Source organism: Dactylosporangium maewongense (genome assembly GCF_039531485.1).
In the GTDB taxonomy this organism is placed as follows: domain Bacteria; phylum Actinomycetota; class Actinomycetes; order Mycobacteriales; family Micromonosporaceae; genus Dactylosporangium; species Dactylosporangium maewongense.
This window is the reverse complement of the sequence record NZ_BAAAQD010000041.1, coordinates 16,844-40,554: the sequence shown is the minus strand read 5'-3', so window position 1 is coordinate 40,554 and position 23,711 is coordinate 16,844. Positions and strand designations below refer to the sequence as shown.

The following is a 23,711-nucleotide window of genomic DNA, read 5'->3' as shown; positions in this document are numbered from 1 at the left end:
TTCGGGCGGCGGGACCCCCAGACCCGCTGCCGCCTGCGTCGAGGAGGCGGTCTTGTCCACTACCCCCACCCTGGCGACACCACCGGCGAGCGATCGAGCCGACGCCGCGGATCTCCGTGGCTTCGGCTACCGGCCCGAGCTGCGCCGCAGCATCGGCAGCTACGCGTCGTTCGCCGCCGGGTTCTCGTTCGTCTCGATCCTCACGACGGTCTTCCAGCTCTTCGCCTTCGGGTTCTCCTTCGGCGGCCCGGCGTTCTTCTGGACCTGGCCGCTGGTCTTCGCCGGCCAGTTCATGGTGGCGCTCAACTTCGCCGAGCTCGCCGCCCGCTACCCGCTCTCCGGCTGCATCTACCAGTGGTCGCGGCGGCTGTCGAACGCCACGGTCGGCTGGTTCGCCGGATGGGTCATGATCGTCGCGCAGATCGTGACGGTCGCCGCCGCCGCGATCGCCCTGCAGGTCGTGCTCCCCCAGATCTGGTCCGGCTTCCAGCTCGTCGGCGGCGACCCCGCGCTCACCTCGACCAGCGGCGCCACCAACGCCGTCGTCCTCGGCTCGATCCTGATCGCGTTGACCACGCTGGTGAACGTCATCGGCGTGCGGCTCATGGCGATCGTCAACAGCGCCGGCGTGACCCTGGAGATCATCGGCGTGGCGGCCGTCGTGATCCTGCTGCTGTTCAACATCGAGCGCGGGCCGGGCGTGGTATTCGACACCGGCGGGATGGGCAGCGGCCTGTCCTACGTCGGGCCGTTCCTGGTGTCGGCGCTCATGGCGGCGTACGTGGTGGTCGGCTTCGACAGTGCCGGCGAGCTCAGCGAGGAGACCCGCGACCCGCGGCACATCGCGCCACGCACGATCCTGCGGGCGCTCGCCGCCTCCGGCATCGGCGGTGGCCTGATGCTGCTGGTCGCGCTGATGTCCGCGCCGAGCCTGACCGACGGCCGGCTGGCCACCGAGGGCCTGCCGTACGTGCTGACGAGCCGCCTCGGTGAGGCCGGCGGACGGATCCTGCTGATCGACGTGGCGATCGCGGTCGCGGTCTGCACCCTCGCGATCCAGACCGCGGGCAGCCGGATGATCTTCTCGATGGCGCGTGACGGCGTCCTGCCGTTCTCCGGCGCGCTCAGCAAGGTCAACCCGCGCACCGGGACGCCGGCGTGGCCGGCGATCGTCGTCGGTGTCGGCGCGGCCGCGGTCCTGCTGGTCAACATCGGCCAGGCCGCCCTGTTCACCGCCCTGACCAGCGTCTGCATCGTCATGCTGTACATCGCCTACGCCCTGGTGACGATCCCGCTGCTGATCCGGCGCAGCAAGGGCTGGCCGGCCGGCGAGGAGGCGGCCGCCACGGAGCGCGGCGGCAAGCTGTTCTCCCTCGGGAAGTTCGGCATCGTCGTCAACGCCCTCGCCGTCGTCTACGGCATCGGCATGATCCTGAACCTCGGGTGGCCCCGGCAGGAGGTGTACGACCCGGCCGGCGCCCACTGGTACCTGCACTACTTCCCGCTGCTGTTCGTCGGCGCCGCCCTGCTCGCCGGTGCCGCCGCGTTCCTGCGCCACCGCGCCAAGGTCGCCGCCTTGCACCCGGAGCTGGCCTTCACCGCACCCGTCGTCGCCGGAGAGACGGCATGAGCACCGCGACCACCGCTGGGGCGCGGGCGCACGCCCGCGCCCAGGGCGGGACCGTCGTGGAATGCATGCCCACCGTCCCTGCCGGTGAGGGCCTCAGCTGGGCCGAGACGATCCCGGGTGGTGGCTACGCCGGCAAGCGGCTCGCCCGCGGCACCACGCTGCAGCTGACCGACCTGCACGGCGACGCCTGCGTGTCGGTGCTGCTGTTCAACGCCGACGAGCCGTGGGAGCGCCTCAACGTCGCCGACACGGTCAAGGTCCTGTGGCAGGCGTACATCGGCGAAGGGCACCTGCTGCTGTCCGACCAGGGGCGGGTCCTGGCCTCGGTGACGGCCGGCGCCCCGGACCGTTCGGACACCTTCTGCGGCACCTCGACACTCGCGAGCAACACCGGCAGGTACGGCGGCGGCGCGCCGCACACCGCGACACCGGCCGGGCGGGAGCTGTTCGTCCTGGCCGCCGCCAAGCACGGCCTGACCCGCCGGGACCTGCCGCCGAGCATCTCGTTCTTCCAAGGGGTCCGCGTCGGCGACGACGGCACGTTCACCTGGCTCGGGTCGGCCGGGCCCGGGGCGACGGTCGAGCTGCGGGCGGAGCTGCCGCTGATCGTGCTGCTGGCCAACGTGCCGCACCCGCTCGACCCGCGGGAGGCGTACACCTGCACACCCGTCCGCGTGCAGGCCCGGCCCGGCGCACCCACCGCGCCCGCGGACGCGCTGTGGTCGCGGTCGCCGGAGGGCGAGCGCGCGCTGCTCAACACCGCGGACTACCTGACCGCCCGGGGGATCGAATGACCGTCACCGCAGCGCCGGCGCCGGCCGCCGGCCGGATCGTGCTGGACGAGACCGTCGCGGCGCGCGCGCCCTGGTCGGCGGTGGTGCGCCGCGGCCAGGTCCTGACCATCGTGGACCTGCACGGCAACCAGGCCGTCGACTGCCTGCTCTACAACGCCGGCGACACGGCCGAACGCTATTCGGCGCCGGACACGATCGCCGCGCAGGGCGGCATCTTCCTGACCACCGGGAGCGTGCTGCGCTCCAACGAGGGCCGGGCGCTGATGACCGTCGTCGGCGACGAGGTCGGCCGGCACGACACCGTCGGCGGCGCCTGCAGCCGGGAGTCGAACACCCTGCGCTACGGGCAGCACACCAAGCACCAGCACGCCTGCGTGGAGAACTTCCTCATCGAGGGCGCCCGGTGGGGGCTCGGCAAACGGGACCTGGTCAGCAACATCAACTGGTACATGAACGTGCCGGTCGACCCGGACGGCAGTCTCGGCATCGTCGACGGCATCTCCGCGCCCGGCCTGCGGGTCGCGGTGCGCGCCGAGATGGACGTGCTGGTGCTGGTGTCGAACTGCCCGCAGATCAACAACCCGTGCAACGGCTTCGACCCGACGCCGGTCCGCATGATCGTCACCGAGGAGTAGCCGCGTGTTCGACACGCTTCTGGTCGCCAACCGCGGCGAGATCGCCTGCCGCATCATCCGCACCGCCGCCCGGCTCGGCCTGAAGACGGTCGCGGTCTTCTCCGACCCGGACCGCGGCGCTCCACATGTACGGCTCGCCGACCAGGCGGTGCGGCTCGGCCCGGCCCCGGCCCGGCAGAGCTACCTGCTGGTGGACCGCGTGCTCGACGCGGCGCTGTCCAGCGGCGCCGGTGCGGTGCACCCCGGCTACGGGTTCCTCTCCGAGGACGCGGCCTTCGCCACCGCCGTGGAAGCGGCCGGGCTCGCCTTCGTCGGGCCGACACCCGCGCAGCTCACCGCGTTCGGCGCCAAGCACACCGCACGCGAGCTGGCCCGCGCGGCCGGCGTACCGATGATCGAGGGCACCGGCCTGCTCGCCGGTCTCGACGAGGCACTCGCCGCCGCCGACCGGATCGGCTACCCGGTGATGGTCAAGGCGACCGGCGGCGGTGGCGGCATCGGCATGCAGGCGTGCCACACGCCGGCCGAGCTCGCCGCCGCATTCGACCGGGTGGAACGCCTCGCCCTGGCCAGCTTCGGCAGCGGCGGCGTCTTCCTGGAACGCTTCGTGCAGCGCGCCCGCCACGTCGAGGTGCAGGTCTTCGGCGACGGCCGCGGCCGCGTCGTCGCGCTCGGCGACCGAGACTGCAGCCTGCAACGCCGCAACCAGAAGGTGATCGAGGAGGCGCCCGCGCCCGGCCTGTCCGGCGCGGTCCGCGAGCGGCTGCACAACTCGGCGGCGGCGCTGTGCGCGTCGGTGAGCTACCGGTCGGCGGGCACCGTCGAGTTCGTCTACGACGCCGAGCGGGAACAGGCCTCCTTCCTCGAGGTCAACGCGCGCCTGCAGGTCGAGCACCCGGTGACCGAGGAGGTCCTCGGCGTCGACCTGGTCGAGTGGATGCTGCGCCTGGCCCAGGGCGACGACGACGTCCTGGACACCCCGCGCCGGGGCGGTGCCGGCGCCGCCGTCGAGGCCCGCGTCTACGCCGAGGACCCGACCCGGGAGCATCAGCCCAGCGCCGGCCTCGTCACCGACGTCGCGTTCCCGGCGGGCGTGCGGGTCGACGGCTGGGTCGAGGCCGGCACCGAGGTGAGCACGGCGTACGACCCGATGCTCGCCAAGGTCATCGTGACCGGGGCGACCCGCGACGAGGCGTTCGCCAACCTCCGCGACGCCCTGGCCGCCACCCGCGTCGACGGCATCGAGACGAACCTCGGTCTGCTGCGGGCGGCGGCCGGCAACGGCGACGTGCTCGCCGCCCGGCACTCGACCGCGACCCTCGCCGGCGTGCACGACACGGAGTCGCGCATCGTCGTGGAGCGGGCCGGCACGCTGACGGCCGTGCAGGACTGGCCCGGGCGCACCGGGCTGTGGGAGGTCGGCGTGCCACCGTCGGGGCCGATGGACGACCTGTCGTTCCGGCTCGGCAACACGGCGCTCGGCAACCCCGAGGGCGCCGCCGGGCTGGAGTGCACCGTCGACGGGCCCGCGCTGCGGTTCACCGCCGACACCACGATCTGCGTCACCGGCGCCGCGATGCCCGTCACCGTCGACGGCGTCCAGGTGCCCCAGTGGGAGCCGGTACGGGTGCGCGCCGGCTCGGTCCTCGACGTGGGCCGGGCGACCGAGGGCGGGCTGCGGGCCTACGTGCTGTTCGCCGGCGGCCTCGCCGTCCCGCAGTACCTGGGCAGCGCGGCGACGTTCACGCTCGGGCAGTTCGGCGGGCACGGCGGCCGGACCCTGCGCCTCGGCGACGTCCTGCGCACCGCACCGCCGGCCGGCGCGACCTCCGCCGCCGTCCCGGTGGCGCAGCGACCGGTGATCCGCCGTGACTGGCAGATCAAGGTGACCGAAGGGCCGCACGCGGCCCCCGAGTTCTTCACCCGCGAGGACATCGACGCGTTCTACGCCGCGCAGTGGCAGGTGCACTTCAACTCCGCGCGCACCGGCGTCCGGCTGGTCGGCCCGAAGCCGCGGTGGGCGCGCACCGACGGCGGCGAGGCGGGGCTGCACCCGTCGAACATCCACGACACCCCGTACTCGGTCGGCGCCGTCGACTTCACCGGCGACGTGCCGATCCTGCTCGGCCCGGACGGGCCCAGCCTCGGCGGGTTCGTCTGCCCGGCCACCGTCGTCACCGCCGAGCGGTGGAAGCTCGGCCAGCTGGCCCCCGGCGACACCGTGCGGTTCGTGCCCGTGTCCGACCTCGACTTCACACCGCTGGTGCGACCCGTCGACGACGGCATCCTGGCCCGCGACGACGACGTCACCTACCGGCGGTCCGGCGACGACAACCTGCTCATCGAGTACGGCCCGATGACCCTCGACCTCGGCCTGCGGCTACGCGCCCACGCCCTGATGGACCGGCTGCGCGCCGAGGGCCTCGACGGCGTCGTCGACCTCACCCCCGGCATCCGCTCGCTGCAGGTCCACGCCGACCCCGCCCGCCTGCCGGTGCGCAGGCTCCTCGGCCTGGTCCGCGCGCTGCAGGCCGACCTGCCCGCCACCCGCGACCTGGCCGTGCCCAGCCGGACCGTGCACCTGCCGCTGTCCTGGGACGACCCGGCCACCCGCGAGGCCATCGCCCGCTACATCAACGGCGTCCGCGACGACGCCCCGTGGTGCCCGTGGAACATCGAGTTCATCCGCCGGGTCAACGGCCTGGCGTCCGTCGACGACGTCCACCGCACCGTCTACGACGCCAGCTACCTCGTCCTCGGCCTCGGCGACGTGTACCTCGGCGCACCGGTCGCGACCCCGCTCGACCCGCGGCACCGGCTCGTCACCACGAAGTACAACCCGGCCCGGACCTGGACCCCGGAGAACGCCGTCGGCATCGGCGGCGCCTACCTGTGCATCTACGGCATGGAAGGCCCCGGCGGCTACCAGTTCGTCGGCCGTACCGTGCAGGTCTGGTCCCGCTGGCGGCGGGAAGCCGGCGACCCTTGGCTACTGCGTCACTTCGACCGCATCCAGTGGTACCCGGTCGGCGCCGAGGAACTGCTCGACCTGCGCGCCGACGTCGCCGCCGGACGGCACCGGCTGCGCATCGACGACGGCACCTTCCGTCTCGCCGAGCATGAGGCCTTCCTGGCCGACAACGCCGCCTCGATCGCCGCCTTCCGGGCGACGCAGGCCGCCGCGTTCAGTGCCGAACGCGACGCGTGGGCGGCGGCGGGCGAGTTCGACCCCCGCCCCGAACCGCCGGCGCCGCCCGCCGCCGGTGCGGTGTCCGTGCCGGACGGCGGCGCGCTCGTGGAGGCGCCGTTCGTCGCCAGCGTGTGGCGCGTCGACGTGCGCCCCGGCGACCGGGTCACCGCCGGGCAGTCGCTGCTCGCCCTGGAAGCGATGAAACTGGAGAGCGTCGTCACCGCGCCGCGGGACGGCACCGTCACCGACATCCTCGTCACCCCCGGAGCCCAGGTCGCTCCGGGCAGCCCACTGGTGGTGCTCGCATGAAACCGACCGACCGCGTCCGCGCCGCCTACGCACGCCTCGCCCTCGGCGAACGCCCCGAGGCATGGATCACGCTGCGCCCCGAACGCGACGTGCTCGCCGACGCCGCCGCCGTGGAAGCCCGGCTCGCCGCCGGCGAGCACCTGCCGCTGGCCGGGCGCCTCGTCGCGGTCAAGGACAACATCGACGTCGCGGGCCTGCCGACCACGGCGGGCTGCCCCGCCTACGCCTACCAGCCCGAATGCAGCGCCCCCGCCGTGCAGCGCCTCGTCGACGCCGGCGCGCTGATCCTCGGCAAGACCAACCTCGACCAGTTCGCCACCGGCCTGGTCGGCACCCGCAGCCCGTACGGCGCGGTCCGCGACGTCCGCGACCCCGCCCGCGTCTCCGGCGGGTCCAGCTCCGGCTCCGCCGTGGCCGTCGCGCTCGGCATCGCCGACCTGGCCGTCGGCACCGACACCGCCGGCTCCGGCCGCGTGCCCGCCGCGTTCCAGGGCATCGTCGGCGTCAAACCGACACCGGGACTCGTCCCCACCGACGGGGTCGTGCCGGCCTGCCGCAGCTTCGACTGCGTCACCATCTTCGCCCGTACCGTCGCCGAGGGAACGCACGCCATCGCCCTCATGAGCGACCCGGTCCTCCCCGCGGACGCACCGCTCGCGGCGCCGCCACACCCGATCGTCGCGGTGCCGGACCGCGACGACCTGACCGGCCTGTCACCGCAGTGGCTCGACGCGTTCGAACAGGCCACGAAAACCCTGGAGACCCACGGCGCCCGGCTGCGGCCGATCCGGCTCGCGCCGTTCCTCGCCGCGGCGAGACTGCTCTACAACGGCGGGTTCGTCGCCGAACGGTACGCCGCCGTCGGCGCCTTCATCGACGGGCACCCCGACGACATCGACCCGACCGTCCGGGCCATCATCGGCGCCGCCCGCGACATCCCCGCCCACGTCCTCGTCGCCGACACCGAACGGCTCGCGCACCTGCGCCGCGAGGCCATGACCGCATGGGGCGACGCGGACGCGCTCCTGCTGCCGACCAGCCCGATCCACCCGACGATCGCCGAGGTCACCGCCGACCCGATCGGAGTCAACGCCACCGTCGGCACCTACACCAACTTCTGCAACCTGTTCGGCCTCAGCGCCGTCGCCGTGCCCGCCGGTGAGGCCGGCGGCACCAACTTCGGCGTCCAGGTCGTCGCCCGCGGCTTCGCCGACGCCGTCGCCGCCGACATCGCCGCACGGCTGGCCGGCGAGGCTCCGACGGGCGCGCACCGGCGGGGGCTGCCGATGATGGTGGTCGGCGCGCACCTGACCGGGCAGCCGCTCAACCACCAGCTCACCGAGGCGGGTGGCCGCCTGCTCCGCCAGGTCCGCACCGCACCGCAGTACCGGCTGCACTGCCTGACCACCGAACCGCCGAAACCGGGCCTGGTCCGCGTCCTCGACGGCGGCGCCGCCGTGGAGGGCGAGCTGTGGGAGCTGCCGCCCGCCGCGGTCGGCCCGTTCCTGGCCGCGCTGCCCTCCCCCATGGCGCTGGGGAAGGTACACCTCGACGACGGCTCGACCGTCACCGGCTTCCTGTGCGAAGCCGTCGCCGTCGCCGACGCCCCCGACATCACCGCCCACGGCGGCTGGCGCGCCTACCTGGCCTCCCTGCGGCAGCACCGATGAACACGCCCGGCGTTGCATGTGGCATGAGCGGATGTCTTCCTCGCTCAAATCGTGTCGATAGAACGATCGAGGGCGTCTACCGTGCACCGGGTGTCTCGTGATCACCCTTCATCGACCGTCCTGCACGCCTTCGGTGTCGACGGGCCTGCCCGACGGCTGACCGGCGGGCAAGGCACCTCGTGGGCTGCGGACCATGTGGTACTCAAGCCGGACGGGGGTGCCCTGCACGAATGGCTGGGCGATGCGTTCACCGACGTCACATGTGAAGGTTTCCGGCTTGCGGCGCCGGTCCGTACCCGTGACGGCGCGTGGAGCGTGCAGGGGTGGTCGGCCACGCGATGGGTCCAGGGTGGCGAACCGGACTACACCGCGGTATCGACGTGGCAGGAGATCCTCACGGCCGGCCAGGCGTTTCACCGGGCGGTTGCCCATCTCGGCCGGCCGGTCTTTCTCGATACGCGACGGGACTGGTGGGCACAAGCGGACAGAGCGGCCTGGGCAGAACGGGCTATCCGGTTCGTACCGGAGTTCGCCGCCCTGGCACGACGGCTGGAGGACGCACTGCAGCCGTTGGGGCGCCCGCAGCTCGTGCACGCGGACCTGACGAAGAACGTCTTGTTCGCTCCGGGGCTCCCTCCGGCCATCATCGACATCTCGCCCTACTGGCGGGCGCCCGCGTACGCCGACGGGATCGTGGTGGCTGATGCGCTCTGCTGGCACGACGCACCGTCGTCTCTGTGGGAGACGGTGGATGTATCGGCAGCGGCGGTAGCGCGCGCACTGCTGTTCCGGATGGCCACGACGAACGAGCGCGTTTTGTCCGGAGGCGAGGGAGTCGACCTGCAGGACGAAGCTCGGCGGTACGGTCTCGCGGCCGCAGCCATCGGTCTGTGACCCGTCAAGAGGTCCCCAGCTCGCAGGAGCGCGTACCGGTCTGCCTACCCTCAACCGGCCGAGGATCTACGGAGCTCGCATCGAGCACCCGAAGATCATGGACGAACGTCGCTGCGAGTCACGACTGCACCGAAACTGAGCCAGAGCCTGGAAACGTGTCGCGGGTTGTGGTGCGGATGCGGATACTGCATCGGTGACCGGCTCCGCTTCGCCTCAGCCGCTCCGGCCTCGTGCGCTGAGACCCGGCGATCTCGTCGTCATCGCTTCGCTGTCCGGGCCGCTGCCCGCGGCGTACGAGCGCAACGTCGCGCAGACGGAGGTCGCGCTCGAGCGGATGGGGTTCCGCGTGCGCCGGGCCCCGCTGCTGGAAGCCGGGCGGCACCGGTGGTGGAGCGCGGCGACGCCGGCGGAGATCGCCGCGGAGCTCAACGGCCTTCTCCGTGATCCTGAGGTGCGTGCGATCATCGCGAGTGACGGCGGCCAGACGGCGTTCGGCTACCTCGACCTGATCGACATCGAGGCGATCAGGGCCGATCCGAAGCCGATCCTCGGCTACAGCGACATCTCCTTGCTGCATCTGGTGCTGTACTCGCGCACGGGCCTGGTCGGGTTCCATGCCGACATGGCCGTGCCCGGCTTCGGCGGCAACTGGCAGACGGCGCCGGCGACCCGCCGGGCGGAGCTCGAGAAGCTGTACTCGAGGCTGCTGACCGACACCGCGGCGATCGGTCCGCTGCCTGCGAGTTCGTCGTGGGAGTGTTGGCGCGCCGGGCGGGTCGAAGGCCCGCTGATCGGTGGGGTGATCAACCGCATCGCGCTGGTACAGGCGACGCGCTTCGCGGTGCCGCTCGACCGGTTCGACGGTGCCGTGTTGTTCTGGGAGGAGATGGGCGGCCAGGCGTCGCACGTGTGGAGCTATCTGCAGGTGATGCGGCACGGCGGCATCCTCGATCGGATCTCCGGCATGGTCGTGGGCGTTCCGCGCGAGATCGCCGGACTCGACTCGACCGAGGCGTCCCCGACGCTGTCCGAGATCGTCCTCGACGTGCTCGGCGACCGTGACATCCCGGTGCTCGGCAACGTCGAGTTCGGACACGCCGGCCCGAACCTGCCGATGCCGGTCGGCATCCGTGTCGGTCTCGATGCGCAGCAGCGGACACTGTCGCTGCTCGAACCGGCGGTGCGCGGCTGAGCGCTCACGCCGGCGTTCGGCCCGTCCCCCCGTTACCCCCCATGGCGCCGGGAAAGGTACACCGCGACCGTCACCGGTTCCCGTGCGAAGCCGGCACGGTCGACGCCGCGCTTTTCGAAAGCTTTGACACCGCCGTGAAGGTCGCCCAATACTGGCGCCATCGACACTTGTCAAAGCCGGACGCCGACCGGTTCGTCGCACGCTGCCCAAAATGAGGAGGAACGCGCGCACCATGAACACGCGTAGCCGTCTGCTCGCCACCGCTGTCGCCGTCTCGGCGGCCGCGGCCCTCTCCACGTTCGTCGCCTGGGCCGCCACCCCGGCGAACGCCGCGACCTGTAACGGGTACGTCGGGCTCACGTTCGACGACGGCCCGGGCACCAACACCGGCAACCTGCTCAACGCCCTGCGCCAGAACGGGCTGCGGGCCACAATGTTCAACGAGGGCCAGTTCGCCGCCCAGTACCCGGCCCAGGTCCGCGCGCAGGTCGACGCCGGCATGTGGGTCGGCAACCACAGCTACACCCACCCGCACCTGACCCAGCAGAGCCAGGCCCAGATCGACTCGGAGGTGTCCCGCACCCAGCAGGCCATCGCCAGCGCCGGCGGCGGCACCCCGAAGCTCTTCCGGCCCCCGTACGGCGAGACCAACGCCACCGTGCAGTCGGTCCTGTCGCGCTACGGCCTGACCCAGATCATCTGGGACGTCGACTCGCAGGACTGGAACAACGCCAGCGTCGACGCGATCGTCCAGGCCGCCGGGCGGCTCACCAACGGCCAGATCATCCTCATGCACGACTGGCCGGCCAACACGGTCGCCGCCATCCCGCGCATCGCCCAGGGCCTGGCTGCGCGCAACCTCTGCGCGGGCATGATCTCCCCGCAGACCGGCCGGGCGGTCGCCCCCGACGGCACCAACCCGACCACCCCACCGCCGACCACCCCGGGCGGCGGCACGTCGCAGCCGCCGACCTCTCCCCCTCCGGCGGGCGGCGCCTGCTCCGCGACGTACGCGGTCACCAGCTCGTGGCAGGGCGGATTCCAGGCCTCGGTCACGGTGCGCGCCGGGAACGCCGCCATCTCACGGTGGACGGTCAGGTGGACGTTCGCCAACGGCCAGGCGATCACACAGCTCTGGAACGGCACGCTGAGCACGTCCGGCTCGGCCGTCACCGTGACGAACGTGTCGTACAACGGCGCCGTCCCGGCCAACGGCACGACGTCGTTCGGCTTCACCGGCACCTGGAACGGCACGAACGCCGTGCCCACGCTGACCTGCACCGTATAAACGCGACTACCGGGGCGGGCGCCTCACCTCGAGGCGCCCGCCCCGGCAGTGGGGCCGGGTCTCAGGTCGGTCCAGTTTCACGTTGACGATGTGGGCAGTCCGACGGCGATGAGGCGCTGGGGACCTGGAACGATCCTCGAGTGGCCCCTGACATCCGCCGTGCGCCCAGTCTGGACGAGGTTCGGCGCTACCACCTGGACCGCCTCAACCAAGCGTTGCGCCGCCCGAGCATGTGGGGTCGGGAGCTGTCCATCCGCTTGCTCATGGACGACGTCGCCTTTGTCGACGGGACAGACGAGCTGTGGCGGCAGGAACACGATGACCTTCGGGTCCGAGGTGCGTTCAACCCGCTTGGTGTGCACGGGGCGTTCACGGCGATCCTGCCCGGCTACCAGGACGACGGTGCGGCGGTAGCCTCTGTCTACGCCGACATAGCGTGGCGACTCGGCTGGCTGACCGTGGATCGGACCCTGCCCGACGACGAACACCAGCAGCTGAGCGCTGAGACTGATCGATGGAGTGGCCGGGACCGGCAACTCGATGAGATCGTCGCCGAGCTCGGGCCACCGTCCGTCCTGTTCGGCGGCAGCAACCCGCGTTACGCCAAGACCCTCGCCTATGCCGCCGCGTCCGGCGCCAGAGGCTTGGTCTGCCTGCACTTCGCAAGCACCTACGACTGGAACGCGCCTCAGCCGCAGCCCGAGGCGCAGCCCGTCCTCGTGGCGGTCCGGTACGGCACCGGCGCCTTCGCCGACACGTTCACCTTTACCCCTGCGGGTTCCGCCTACCGCCATGACCGCGAGGTTTAGCAAGCTCCAAGCACCGGCAGCGTAGGCCGCGTCCACGTGCAGGTCTATCGGGTCCAGTCGCGGGTCAGCACCGACCGGGGCAGGTAGCCGGACTCGATGTCGATGTCCCAGCCGGTGCCGCCGGGCCCGCCTCCTGCTCGGCATCGACCAGCGCCGCCACCCGCCGCGGGAAGTCGTCGGTCGCCGCGACGATCCGCTCATCGGCGACCATGTGCCGGTTGATCCGAATTGTCATCGCAACAGTATGGCCGTGAACGTTTCCCGGCGGCGGGCCGCGTCGCCGCTGCTGAACGCCGTCCGGATGCATGATCCGGTCGCGGCGGCGTGCGCGCCCGGCGGCATCGGGGCAGCATTCGAAGCGCATCGACAGTCATCGAGGAGGAGCGCCCATGCGATCAGCGCGGATATGGTCCCGTACGACGATCGTCACGGCCGCCACGGTCATCGTCGGGTCGACCGGGGTGCTCGCGACGACGCTGGCCGCGCACGCCGCCGCCGGATGCCGCGTCAAGTACACCGTGACGAGTCAGTGGCAGGGCGGCTTCGGCGCGAGCGTGGACGTCACCAACCTCGGCGATCCCGTCACCAGCTGGCGGCTGACCTGGTCGTTCGCCGCCGGGCAGACCGTCACGCAGCTGTGGAACGGCACGGTGAGCCAGTCGGGGTCCACGGTGACGGTCACCAACGCCGCGTGGAACGCCGCCCTCGGCACCGGTGCCACCACGAACTTCGGCTTCGGCGGCACCTGGAACAACGCGTCCAACCCGGTGCCGGGGACCTTCGCGCTCAACGGCGTCGCCTGTACCGGAAGCACGGCATCACCGACCGCCTCCGGTAGTGGCCCGGCGGGGACCGTGCTGGACCAGGTCAGCACCGTGGGCCGGGTCCGAGCGGCCGGGACCGCCGCGCAGTTCACCTGGCCCGGCACGTACTTCGAGGGCCGGTTCCGCGGCACCGGCGTCGGCCTGGCGCTCAACGACGCCGACAACGACTACGTCGTGCAGGTCGACGGCACCACCGTGGCGAACCTGGTGACGCCGGGCCGGACCACGTACTGGGTGCGCGGCCTGCCGGGCGGCGAGCACACCGTGCGGCTGGCGAAGCGGACCGAGAGCCCGTGGGCCGCGGGCGAGTTCGGCGGCCTGGTCGCCGACACCGGCGGCGCGATCCTGGCGAAGGCCGGCCGGCGCAGCCGCCAGATCGAGTTCATCGGCGACTCGTGGACCGCCGGCTACGGCAACATGTCGACGACCCGCGACTGCGCCGGCAACGGCGGCGTGACCCGCAACTCCAACGCCGACGCGTCGTTCGGTGCACTGACCGCGAAGGGCCTCAATGCCGATTACCAGATCATCGCCTGGTCCGGCATGGGCATGGTCCGCAACTACGGCGGCCAGAACACCGCGTACAACTTCCCGGCGAGCTACTACGACAAGGACCTGCAGGCGCTGTACAACAGCGGCGTGTGGCCGGTGCCGAGCACGTGGCGGCCGCAGGTCGTGGTGGTCGGCCTGGGCATCAACGACTTCTCCATGGCACTGACCTCCGGCGAGAAGTGGTCGACGACCGGCGCGCTCGCCGCCGACTACCGCGCGGCCTACCAGACCTTCATCGACAGGCTGCGGACCCGGTACGGCACGAGCACGCACATCGTGCTCGCATACCCGGACCTGACGTACATGACGACGGCGTTCGCCGACTCGGTCCAGCAGATCGTCCAGGCCCGCAACAGCGCCGGCGACGCCCGGGTCTCGGCGCTGTACTACGACAACACCGCCCTGGGGCTGGACCTGCTGGGCTGCGACTGGCACCCGTCGCGGCACGACCACCAGGTCCTCGCCGCCGCCCTGTCCCAGCACCTGTCGACACTCCCCCTGGCCTGGTGACCGACCGCCGACAAGGACGTGCTGCCGGGTCGCCGTCGGGGTTCCCGGGCCTGCTCGCCTGGGCGGCCGCCGGCGCGCGTTGCCGGGCTACTGCTTGACGTAGTCGGTGCCGTTGTAGCGGTACGTGGTGGTGTGGATGGTGCCTTCGGCGCAGCTCGGTTCGCAGTCGTTGAGCTCGCTGCGGACGGTGTAGGTGCCCTTGGCCGTGTCCATGACCAGGCGAGCGCTGTAGAACCGCTCCTGGTAGCCGGATTCGGCGTCGGGCAGGGTCGCGAAGTCCTTCAGCCCGCCCGCGACCGGCCGCAGAATGATGACGCCGTTGAGGCGGCCCGGGTTGAAGTTGATGAAGACGTTGCCGGTGGCGTCCATGCCGGGGTCGGCGAAGGCCACCGACTCCCACTGCCTGTCGTAGTCCTTGCGCCAGACGACCTTGCGCTGGGCGTCGAACGCGATCAGGTCGGAGCTGCCGTAGCCGCCGGCGCCGCCGGTCGGTGACAGCGCGACCACGAGGGTGACGACGCCCCAGGTCGGATGCAGGAACGCGAACTGGCCCTTGACGCGGCAGCCGGGGCAGTTGTTGGCCCGCAGGTCGGCGTCGGCGACGGTGGCGGCCTTGAGGCGGATGACGACGTCGTACACCGGATCGCTCTTGCCGCCGAAGCCGGCGAACTGGTCCCACAGCTCTCGCAGGCCGGTGACCAGCAGGTTGATGCCGGTGAGGATCAGCCCGACGGCCGTGCCGACCATGTTCAGCAGCACCCCGGCGGCGAAGACCTTCACGTCCTTCAGCTGCGCCTTCATGATGCCCGGCAGGCAGCCCCAGACGGCCTTCGTGACATCGAGGGCGTTGGTCTCGTTCATCTCGGTGAGGTCGGAGACCGCCTTCGTACACTCGATCAGCCCGTCGATGGGCTCCGCGTTCGCGGTGCCGCCGAGCAGCAGGAACAGCCGGTCGATCGTTCCCTTGGCGGCCTTGGCCAGCGTGTCGCTCGCCGCCTTCACCACGGCGTAGTACACCTGGATGCCGAAGACGATGGCCGAGATCGCCCAGGCGAGGATCGACATCTCGGCCGTGACCCGGCCGGTGGAGTTCTCCGGCACCTCGAGGGTCAGCGTGTCGCCGCCGTCGACGATCCGCGACGCGGTGCCCTTCGGGGTCACCGCCAGCATGCCGAGCGCCCGCGCCGCCGAGTCGGTGCTGAACCCGTGCGACTGCCCGTCGACGACCTTCCACGCGGACGGGTACGCGATCTGCATGAACGTGCGCGAGTTGTTGGCGATCCGCACCACCCGGCGGCCGTTGTCGACGCCGAAACACCATTTGACCCGGTCGCCGCCGTCGCTGGTGACCTCGACGCCGGCCGGCCGGGCGGCCTTCTCGTCGCCGCAGCGCGGCTGCGCCACGCCCGAGCGGCCGGTGATGTAGTTCTTGAAGTCCTCGCCCCGGTCCTTGATCCACTTCTTGATGTCGAGGCCGCCGAGGAAGCCCCCGGAGAAGTGGTCGACGGTCGCGGAGATGCCGCTCTCCCCCGCGGTGTATGTCGTGGGCACCCAGCGCCAGTCCCCGGCGGCGTCCTGCCAGACGACGACCGGTGTGAGGGTGCCGTCCTTCACCGCGGCCGGCGCCTGGAACGTCACTGTCGCCGGCTGCGTCAGCCCGCCGGGCAGGTCGACCGCGACGGCCGGTCCGGCGACCGTCATCCCGTCCGGCGCCGCCGGCGCCTCGCCGCCGACCGCGAGCTTCGCGACGACCCCGTCCTTGGCCGCGCCGTCGGGCAGCACCACCTGCACGTCGGCGACCGACAGGGTGGTCGCCGCCCCGGCCTTGACCTGCGCGCTCACCTGCGCCGCCGGCGGGGCCGGCTTCTTGCGGCCGGAGCAGGCGGTGGTCGGCGCGACCACCACGATCACCGCCACGACCGCGGCAAGCACGCGCCTCATGGAGCCGACGTTACGGCCCAGCCCGGCCTCGCCGGATCACCGCGAACGATGCGTTCCCCTGCCCATGTGGGGCGACTTTGCTGCCCTGACAGCGTGGTGTCGTAGAACGTCAGAGGTTCCGGGGAGCGGCCGGGTCGTCGACACTGTGAGTGCGACCCCGTTCCCGCGCCGGGGCCCTCGAATCCCCCGGGGACGGACCCACAATAGGAGTTCGGAACGTGGTGAGCCAAGCACGGCCCGAGTCCGCGCAATGTGCCACCCAGTGTGGTCGAGGCCGAGTTCACCAACCCGGGAACGACCGGCGCGCGGATCGCGTCTGATCGCCCATGAGGAACGTTTCGGTGACGCTGGCGTGGCTGACACATCCCGTGTCCGCCGTCGCGGTGCTCGTGCTGCTGGTGAACGACCACCTGCTCAAGGCGGCCGCGCCGGGCGTGGTGACCGGCAAGCTCAGCGACGTCGCCGGTCTGGTCTTCGCCCCGGCACTGGTCGCGGCGCTGTGCTGCCTGCTGGTCCCCCGCCTTCCGGCGCGATGGGCGGCGGCCGGTTCGACGGTACTGGTGGGCGTGGCGTTCGCCGCGGTCAAGGCGGTGCCCGGCGGTGCCGATGTCGCGTCGGCGGCGTGGAGCGTGATCCGCCCGTCGACGATCCTCGCCGACCCCACCGACCTGCTCGCGCTGCCCGCGCTCGGGATCGCCTGGTGGGTCCGGGGCCGGACCCTGACGCCGGTGGTGTCCACTCCGGTCGCGCGCGGTGTCCGCGCCGCCGTGGTGCTGCCGTTCGCGGTGCTGGGCGTCGCCGCGACGAGCGCGCCGGACTACCCGGCGGTGGACCGGGTCGTGGTCGTCGACGGGCAGGTTCGGGCCATGCTGTACAACGCCTTCCACGGCCTGCCCGACGGCGACAGTGACCTCGACGACGCCGCGGCGACCGTCGACGGCGTGACCTGGACCGCCCTCAAGGCGCCCGTCACGCCGGACCTCCCGCCGCGCGCCACGAACGCGTGCGTGCCGGACCGGCCGGACGTGTGCTACCGGGTCGTGCCCGGCCGGCTCGCCGTCGAGGAGAGCACCGACGCCGGGCGGACCTGGCGGATGTCGTGGCAGGTGGCGGAGGGGCGGCGCACGTTCCTCGCCCGGCGCGACAGCGACCTGCGCTCGCCTCGCGAACACCTCAGCGCCGCGGAGGTCGCGATCCTGCCCGCCGACGGCGGCTATCGCGTGTTCGTCGCCAACCGGCGCGACGGCATCGCGGTCCGGCAGCCGGACGGGGCATGGCAGCGCATCGGCCTGTCGTACGCCGGCAAGACCTGGCCGCCGGCGCCGCTCACCGCACCCGGCAAACACATCTGGGCCGAGTACGCCCTCGCCGTCGCGATCGGGTCCGCGCTGTACGTCCTGGGCCTGCTGCCGGCCCTGTCCCGGCGGCGGGTGCTGGCCGGCTTCGCGGCGGGCACGACCGTCCTCGGCGCGATCGTCGTCGCGCTCGCCCAGCTGGTGGACTCGTTCCTGGGTCTCGGGTTCACCCTGATCGGCATGGGCGTCGGCGTCGCCGGCCTCGTGTGGTGGATCGCCACCGTCGCCGGCGACCCACGACCACGGCCGTGGCTGTGGCCCACGCAGGCGGCACTGGCAGCAGCCGCCGCCGCGGGCGTCATCGCGACGTTCTACGGCTGGTCGGCGGGCCACCCCGACGCGTACTCCACGGCGGCCGGCATCGCCGGCGCGGTGACCGGCGCCGCCGTGGCAGGCACCGTCGTCCTCGTCCTGTTCGGCCGTGGCCCGGCGGCCCGGCCCGAGCCCGAATACGAGTGGACCACCAGCGGCGGCTGACCTCATCGAACGGTGCCGCGGCCGGCGGTTTCACCCACATCGCGTCCGCGTGAATAGTCGGCTTCGCCCGGGAACAGGATCTAAGTACGCTTTGAGGTGGATCGGATCGTGCCGGGAGGTGTCTGATGCAGAACGGCGGGATGCTGCGTGGCCGCGATCCACCCGGTCGGATCGAAATACTGTACGAGAGCGAGCACACTCGGGTCACCCGGTTGCTCGTCGCCGGGCGCACGGTCATCCGCAAGGAGTTCTCGGGACCGGACGCGGACCGGCGGGTGCGGCACGAGGTGGCGATCCTGGGGCGGCTGCGCGGCGTGGTCGGTGTCCCACAATTGCTGGAGGCACCGCGGTGCCCGGGGTCGGTCGTGGTGGAGGATGTCGCCGGCACGAGCCTGGCCGGGGCGGCGAAGCCGCTGGCGGCCGATGACCTGATCGGGCTCGCGGTGAAGCTGGCCCGGACGGTGGCGGGGATGCACCGCCGGGGCGTGATGCACCGCGACATCACGCCGGCGAACATCGTGGCGTCCCGCGACGGCGCCCTCTGCCTGGTGGACTTCGCGCTGGCGACGTCGATCGCCGAGCTTCGTCCCGGGTTCACGCACCACACCGAGATCGCGGGGACGTTGGCGTATCTGGCGCCGGAGCAGACCGGGCGCACCGGCCGGCCGGTGGATCAGCGGGCCGATCTGTACGCATTGGGCGCGACACTGTATGAACTGGCGACGGGCGCGCCGCCGTTCGGCTGGGGTGACCCGCTGCGGCTCACTCATGATCATCTGGCTCGGGTGCCGGTGCCGCCGGCGCAGGCGAACCGGACCATCCCGGCGCCGCTGTCCGAGATCATCATGCATCTGCTGGAGAAGGAGCCGGACAAGCGGTACCAGACCGCGGAGGGCCTGGTCCGCGACCTGGAGCGGCTACGGGACGCCGACCCGCGCGCGGCGACGATGCGGGTCGGCGAGCGCGACGTTCCGCCGCGGCTGTTGCCGCCGTCACGGCTGGTGTGGCGCGATGCGGAAGTGGCGGTGCTGACGGCGGCGTTCGAGGAGGCGCTTACGGGCCGGTGTCAGGGTGTGCTGATCTGCGGGGCGCCAGGGGTGGGAAAGACGGTGCTGGTCGATGAACTGCGGCCGGTGGTGACCGGCCGGGACGGCTGGTTCGTGGCGGGCAAGTTCGACCAGTACCGGCGGGACCTGGAATGCGACGCCGTGCACCAGGGGTTGCGGGCGGTGGGTCGGCTTCTGCTGGCCGAGTCGGAGGACGAGCTGGCCGACGTCCGCAAGCGGATCCTGGCGGCGGCCGGCGCGAACGCGGGCCTGCTGACCGCGGCGGTGCCGGAGTTCGCGGCACTGCTGCGGGTGCCGCCCGATCCGGGGGATCCGCTGACCGCGCAGGCGCGGGCACAGCGGGTGGCGTTCGACGTGTTGCGCTCGGTCGCCTCACGGAAACGGCCCGTGGTGATGTTCGTCGACGACCTGCAGTGGGCGGGACGAACGGCGATGGGCTTCGTGGACCTGGTGCTGAGCGCGGAGCCGGTCGACGGTCTGCTGCTGGTGGCCGCCTACCGCGAAGGTGACGTGGACGCGGTGCATCCGTTGGCGGCTGCGCGGACCCGGTGGTGTGACCGGCCGGAGGTGCGGGACCTGCGGCTGGCCAACCTGCCAGTCGCCGGCACGATCGCCATGGTGGCGGAGATGCTCCACGTGGACAGGGCCGCGGCGGCGAGCCTGGGCGAAGCGATCAGTCCGCACACGTCCGGTAATCCGTACGAGACGGTGGAGGTGCTCAACGCGCTGCGCCGTGACGGTGTGCTGGTGGCGGGGGCCAGGTGGCGGTGGGATGCGGCGCAGGTGCGCGCTCACCTGGACCGGCCGGAGGTTGCGGGACTGTCGGCGGCGCGGGTCGATGCCATGCCGGCGCAGACCCGGCTGATGGTGGAGGCGATGGCGTGCCTCGGTGGGCGGGCCGAGCTGGGCGTGCTGCAGACCGCCGTCGGCGAGCCGGCGGAGGTGATGGAACAGCGACTCGCGGCCGCCCTCAACGAGGGGGTGCTGGTGTTGGAGCCCGGAGTGCGGGAGGCGGTGCTGTTTCGCCACGATCGGATCCGTGAGGTGGTCCTCCGCGGGGTGGAACCGCGCCGGCGGCGCAGCCTGCAGTTGGCGATGGCGCGGCGGCTGGCAGCGGTGGCGGAGCTGTTCGCGGTCGCAGCGGAACAATACCTGCCCGTGGTCGATGCGGTCGACGACCCCGCGGAACGGCGCCGAACGGTGGAGCTGTTCCGGCGGGCCGCCGAACAGTCGACGATGATCGGGGAATACTCGCTGGTGAACGCGCTGCTGACGGCCGCGCTGCGGCTGATCGGCCCGGACGGGACCGCCGCGCTCGTCGAGGTGCGCACCGGCCGGCACGCCGCCCTGTACAGCCTGGGGCTCCTGGAGGAGGCGGACGAGGAGTTCCGCACGATCCAAGGGCTGTGCCCCACCCCCTTGGAATGTGCGCCCGCCACGGCGGTGCAGGTGCGCGGCCTGACGCACCGCAACCGCTACGTCGAGGCGATCGGGCTCGGCCTGGAGTCACTGCGTGAGCTGGACAGCGCCGTGCCGACCGCGGACCGGCTCCCGACCGAGCTCGACCGCCGGTTCGACCTCATGTACCGGTGGCTGGAGCACGAGGACGCCGTGGACGAGCTGACCCGGCCGGAGGTCACCGAGCCGGTGGTGCTCGCCGTGGCCCGTCTGATCAACGCGATCCTGCCGGCGGTCTACTTCGCCGCCGACCACGCCAGGCTCGCCTGGCTGAGCCTGGAAGCGCTGCGGATCTGGATCGAGCACGGCCCCGCCGGCCCCCTCCTCGGCCCGGCGAGCCACGTCGGCTTCGCCGCCGTGTCGGTGCGCGGCGACTACGCCGCCGCATACCAGGCGATGCATCGAATCCTGGCACTGGGCGAGGCCCGCGGCTACGAGCCCGACACCTCGCAGGTGCGCTTCCTGTCCACGCTGCTGAGCTGCTGGTTCGAGCCGATCGAAAACGGTGTCCGCGCGAGCCGGCGGGCTCGTGCAGGCCTCGTCGCGGGGGGCGATCTGGCCAACGCCGGATACACCTACTACCTGGACATGGTCGGTCTGCTGGACTGCGTGCCGTCGCTGGACGTCTACGTCGCCGAGGTGGAGGCCGGGCTTGCCTTCGTGCGGCAGACCGGCGACGAGCACATCGGCGAATCGTACGACAGCTACCGGCGACTGGCCGGTGTGCTGTGCGGCGAAAGCGCCACCATCGCCGGTGCGACGTCCCCCACCGACAGGTACGCCGAGAGCCCGTGGGCGCTGTTCCACCTCCAGGTCACCCGCGCGATCGCCGCCGCCATCCTCGATGATCTGGTCGGCCTCACCCGGTGCACCGCGGCGGCGATGCCCTTGCTGTCGGCCGCGGCCACCTTCTACCCGACCGCCGCCGCGCACGTGCTGCGTGGACTGGCCCTCGCCGGGCAGGCCCGAGCCGGCCACACCGGAGAGCGCGACGGTCTGCTGTCCGAACTGGACGAGGTGACGCACTGGCTGGCAGCACGCGCCGCAGACGCGCCGGCCAACTTCCTGCACTGGCTACGGTTGCTCGAGGCCGAGCGGGCCTGGGCCGTCGGCGACTTCGTTGCCGCCGTCCACGGCTTCGACGCCGCCCGGCACGAGGTCGCCCGCCACGTACGGCCATGGCATCAGGCCCTGATCACCGAACACGCCGCCCGCTTCTACCTCGCCCACGGCGTCGAACACGCCGGCTTCGAACTGCTCGCCGCGGCCCGTCAGGAGTACCTCGCCTGGGGCGCGACCGCGAAAGTCGACCAACTGGACTGGGCCTACCCGGCGTTGCGACCGCACGACGAGCCGATCGACAAGCACGACGCCCGCCACCCCGGCGACCTTCTCCAGCGTCGCCCCACCATGACGACCGGAACCGTCGACCTGCTCGGCATCCTGTCCGCGTCGACGGCGCTGAGCTCCGAGACCAGCACCGAAGGCCTGTACTCCCGCCTGGTCCAGGTGCTCTCCGCGATGACCGGCGCCACCGGAGTGCACCTGCTGCTGTGGAGCGACGACCGGGACGAATGGATACTGCCCGCGCCCGGGGATGGCTGCAGCATCATCCCGGCCAGCGGCGCCGGTTATGAGCACACGGCGCCGATGTCCGTGCTGCGATACGCCGAGCGGATGCGTGAGCTGCTGGTCGTGGGCGATGCCACCCGTGACGACCGCTTCGCCCGGGACCCGTACTTCACCGGCCTCAGCTCCTGCTCCCTGCTGGCCGTGCCCATCCTCAACCGCGGCATGCTGCGGGCGGTGCTGCTGCTCGAGAACCGCCTCATCCACGGCGCGTTCACCGCCGAACGGCTCGACTGCGTCAGACTCATCGCCGGTCAGCTCGCCGTGTCGCTCGACAACGCCCACCTGTACACGGCCTTCCGCCGGATCGCCGACGAGCAGGCGGCGTTGCGGCGGGTGGCGACGCTGGTCGCCCGCGGGGCGGCGCCCGATCGCGTGTTCGCCGCGGTGGCCGACGAGGTCGGCGCGCTCTTCCACGCCGACGGCACGTCGATCCTCCGATTCGAGCCGGACGGGGAGGCGACGGTGCTGGGAGGCTACGGACTCAAGCAGACCGCACCGGGTTGGCGCGGCAGGCCCGACCCCCGCACCGCCATGGCGACGGTACAGGCCACAGGTCATTCCGCGCGCCGCGACGTGGACAAACCGGCGTCAACGACGCTGCCCGGGATCGAGCCCGACATCTGCTCCATGGTCGCCAGTCCGATCGAGGTCGAGGGGCGGCTCTGGGGCGTCATGCGCGTCGGGTCGCGCCGCCAACGGCTGCCCCACGACACCGAGCAGCGGCTGGCCGACTTCACCGGGCTCATCGCGACCGCCATCGCCAACGCTGAGAGCCGGACCGAGCTCACCGCGTCCCGAGCGCGGATCGTCGCCGCCGCCGACCAGACCCGCCGGCGCATCGAGCGCGACCTGCACGACGGAGCCCAGCAGCGGCTGATCTCCCTGGCCCTGCAGCTGCGCACCGCGCAGGCGGCGCTGCCACCCGAGCTCGACACGCTCGCCGAACAACTCGACCGCGCCGTCGCCGGGGCGACGGGCGCCGTGGACGAGCTCCGCAAGATCTCCCGCGGCATCCACCCGGCCATCCTGACAGAATCCGGCCTCGGCCCGGCGCTGCGCACGCTTGCCCGCCACGCACCGATCCCCGTCGACCTCGACATCCGCATGGAGGGACGGCTGCCCGAGCACATCGAGGTCAGCGCGTACTACATCATCGCCGAGGCAGTCACCAACACGGCCAAACACGCGAACGCCTCAGCCGTCACCGTCACCGTCGAAACCGACACCACCGGCGGCGTCCTGCGCATCGTGGTCCGCGACGACGGCGTCGGCGGCGCCGACTTCACCCGCGGCACCGGCCTGGTCGGCCTCAACGATCGCGCCGAAGCGCTCGGCGGCCGGATCGTGCTCCACAGCCCGCGCGGAGCCGGGACCACCCTGCGCGCGGAGCTCCCACTCACCCCGGCCGAGTGGGACGCCGGCCGCCGATCCGCGTCGGGCAGGATTCGCTCACCCGGCGCACCCGCGGATTGCGGGTGACGCCG

Annotated in this window: 14 protein-coding genes; 12 read left to right on the top strand and 2 right to left on the bottom strand. The window is 72.2% G+C overall.

The genetic code is table 11. The annotated features are described in order from the left end of the window. Positions 1–52 precede the first annotated feature (52 nt). The 9 genes from ABD332_RS53785 to ABD332_RS53745 all read left to right on the top strand — a co-directional run bounded on the left by ABD332_RS53785 (position 53) and on the right by ABD332_RS53745 (position 12,411). A complete protein-coding gene (locus tag ABD332_RS53785; RefSeq protein WP_344513824.1) occupies positions 53–1,630 on the top strand; it encodes an amino acid permease in 1,578 nt (525 codons plus the stop codon). Then, complete coding sequence (locus tag ABD332_RS53780; protein WP_344513822.1) at positions 1,627–2,424, top strand: urea amidolyase associated protein UAAP1; 798 nt, start codon at positions 1,627–1,629, stop codon at positions 2,422–2,424. The genes ABD332_RS53785 and ABD332_RS53780 overlap by 4 nt, the downstream gene beginning before the upstream one ends. Then, positions 2,421–3,059 (top strand): urea amidolyase associated protein UAAP2, encoded by a 639-nt coding sequence (locus ABD332_RS53775; RefSeq protein WP_344513820.1) that lies wholly within the window; start codon positions 2,421–2,423, stop codon positions 3,057–3,059. Before ABD332_RS53780 ends, ABD332_RS53775 begins: the two co-directional genes overlap by 4 nt. Positions 3,060–3,063: 4 nt before the next feature. After that, positions 3,064–6,558: a 5-oxoprolinase/urea amidolyase family protein gene (locus ABD332_RS53770; RefSeq protein ID WP_344513818.1), complete on the top strand. Its 3,495-nt coding sequence runs from the start codon at positions 3,064–3,066 to the stop codon at positions 6,556–6,558. Further along, positions 6,555–8,228 carry an allophanate hydrolase gene (gene atzF / locus ABD332_RS53765; RefSeq protein WP_344513816.1) on the top strand — a complete coding sequence of 558 codons (1,674 nt, stop codon included), beginning with the start codon at positions 6,555–6,557 and terminating at the stop codon, positions 8,226–8,228. Before ABD332_RS53770 ends, atzF begins: the two co-directional genes overlap by 4 nt. Positions 8,229–8,318: 90 nt before the next feature. Further along, positions 8,319–9,122, top strand: a complete 804-nt coding sequence (locus tag ABD332_RS53760; protein ID WP_344513814.1) for a TIGR02569 family protein — start codon at positions 8,319–8,321, stop codon at positions 9,120–9,122. A 193-nt stretch (positions 9,123–9,315) separates the two neighbouring features. Then, positions 9,316–10,314: a S66 peptidase family protein gene (locus ABD332_RS53755; RefSeq protein WP_344513812.1), complete on the top strand. Its 999-nt coding sequence runs from the start codon at positions 9,316–9,318 to the stop codon at positions 10,312–10,314. 232 nt (positions 10,315–10,546) lie between these two features. Then, positions 10,547–11,602, top strand: a complete 1,056-nt coding sequence (locus tag ABD332_RS53750; protein ID WP_344513810.1) for a polysaccharide deacetylase family protein — start codon at positions 10,547–10,549, stop codon at positions 11,600–11,602. A gap of 140 nt (positions 11,603–11,742) precedes the next feature. Then, positions 11,743–12,411 carry a hypothetical protein gene (locus ABD332_RS53745; RefSeq protein ID WP_344513807.1) on the top strand — a complete coding sequence of 223 codons (669 nt, stop codon included), beginning with the start codon at positions 11,743–11,745 and terminating at the stop codon, positions 12,409–12,411. 64 nt (positions 12,412–12,475) lie between these two features. Here the strand turns inward: ABD332_RS53745 and ABD332_RS53740 are convergent, their stop codons facing one another. Continuing rightward, on the bottom strand, positions 12,476–12,775 hold the full coding sequence (locus ABD332_RS53740; RefSeq protein WP_344513805.1) for a hypothetical protein: 300 nt from the start codon (positions 12,773–12,775) through the stop codon (positions 12,476–12,478). A 25-nt stretch (positions 12,776–12,800) separates the two neighbouring features. On the opposite strand from ABD332_RS53740, the gene ABD332_RS53735 reads away from it, so the two are divergent. Then, entirely contained in the window at positions 12,801–14,297 is a 1,497-nt protein-coding gene (locus ABD332_RS53735; protein ID WP_344513803.1) for a cellulose binding domain-containing protein, read from the top strand. A gap of 87 nt (positions 14,298–14,384) precedes the next feature. On the opposite strand, the gene ABD332_RS53730 is transcribed toward ABD332_RS53735, so the two are convergent. Further along, entirely contained in the window at positions 14,385–16,238 is a 1,854-nt protein-coding gene (locus ABD332_RS53730; protein WP_344513801.1) for a hypothetical protein, read from the bottom strand. Positions 16,239–16,564: 326 nt separating this feature from the next. Between ABD332_RS53730 and ABD332_RS53725 the strand changes: the two genes are divergently transcribed. Both ABD332_RS53725 and ABD332_RS53720 read left to right on the top strand, forming a co-directional pair. Beyond that, the gene (locus ABD332_RS53725) at positions 16,565–18,070 is read left to right on the top strand and encodes a hypothetical protein (RefSeq protein ID WP_344513800.1); all 1,506 of its coding nucleotides are present in this window, start codon (positions 16,565–16,567) and stop codon (positions 18,068–18,070) included. 212 nt (positions 18,071–18,282) lie between these two features. Beyond that, positions 18,283–23,706, top strand: a complete 5,424-nt coding sequence (locus tag ABD332_RS53720; RefSeq protein WP_344513798.1) for an AAA family ATPase — start codon at positions 18,283–18,285, stop codon at positions 23,704–23,706. Positions 23,707–23,711: the final 5 nt, after the last annotated feature.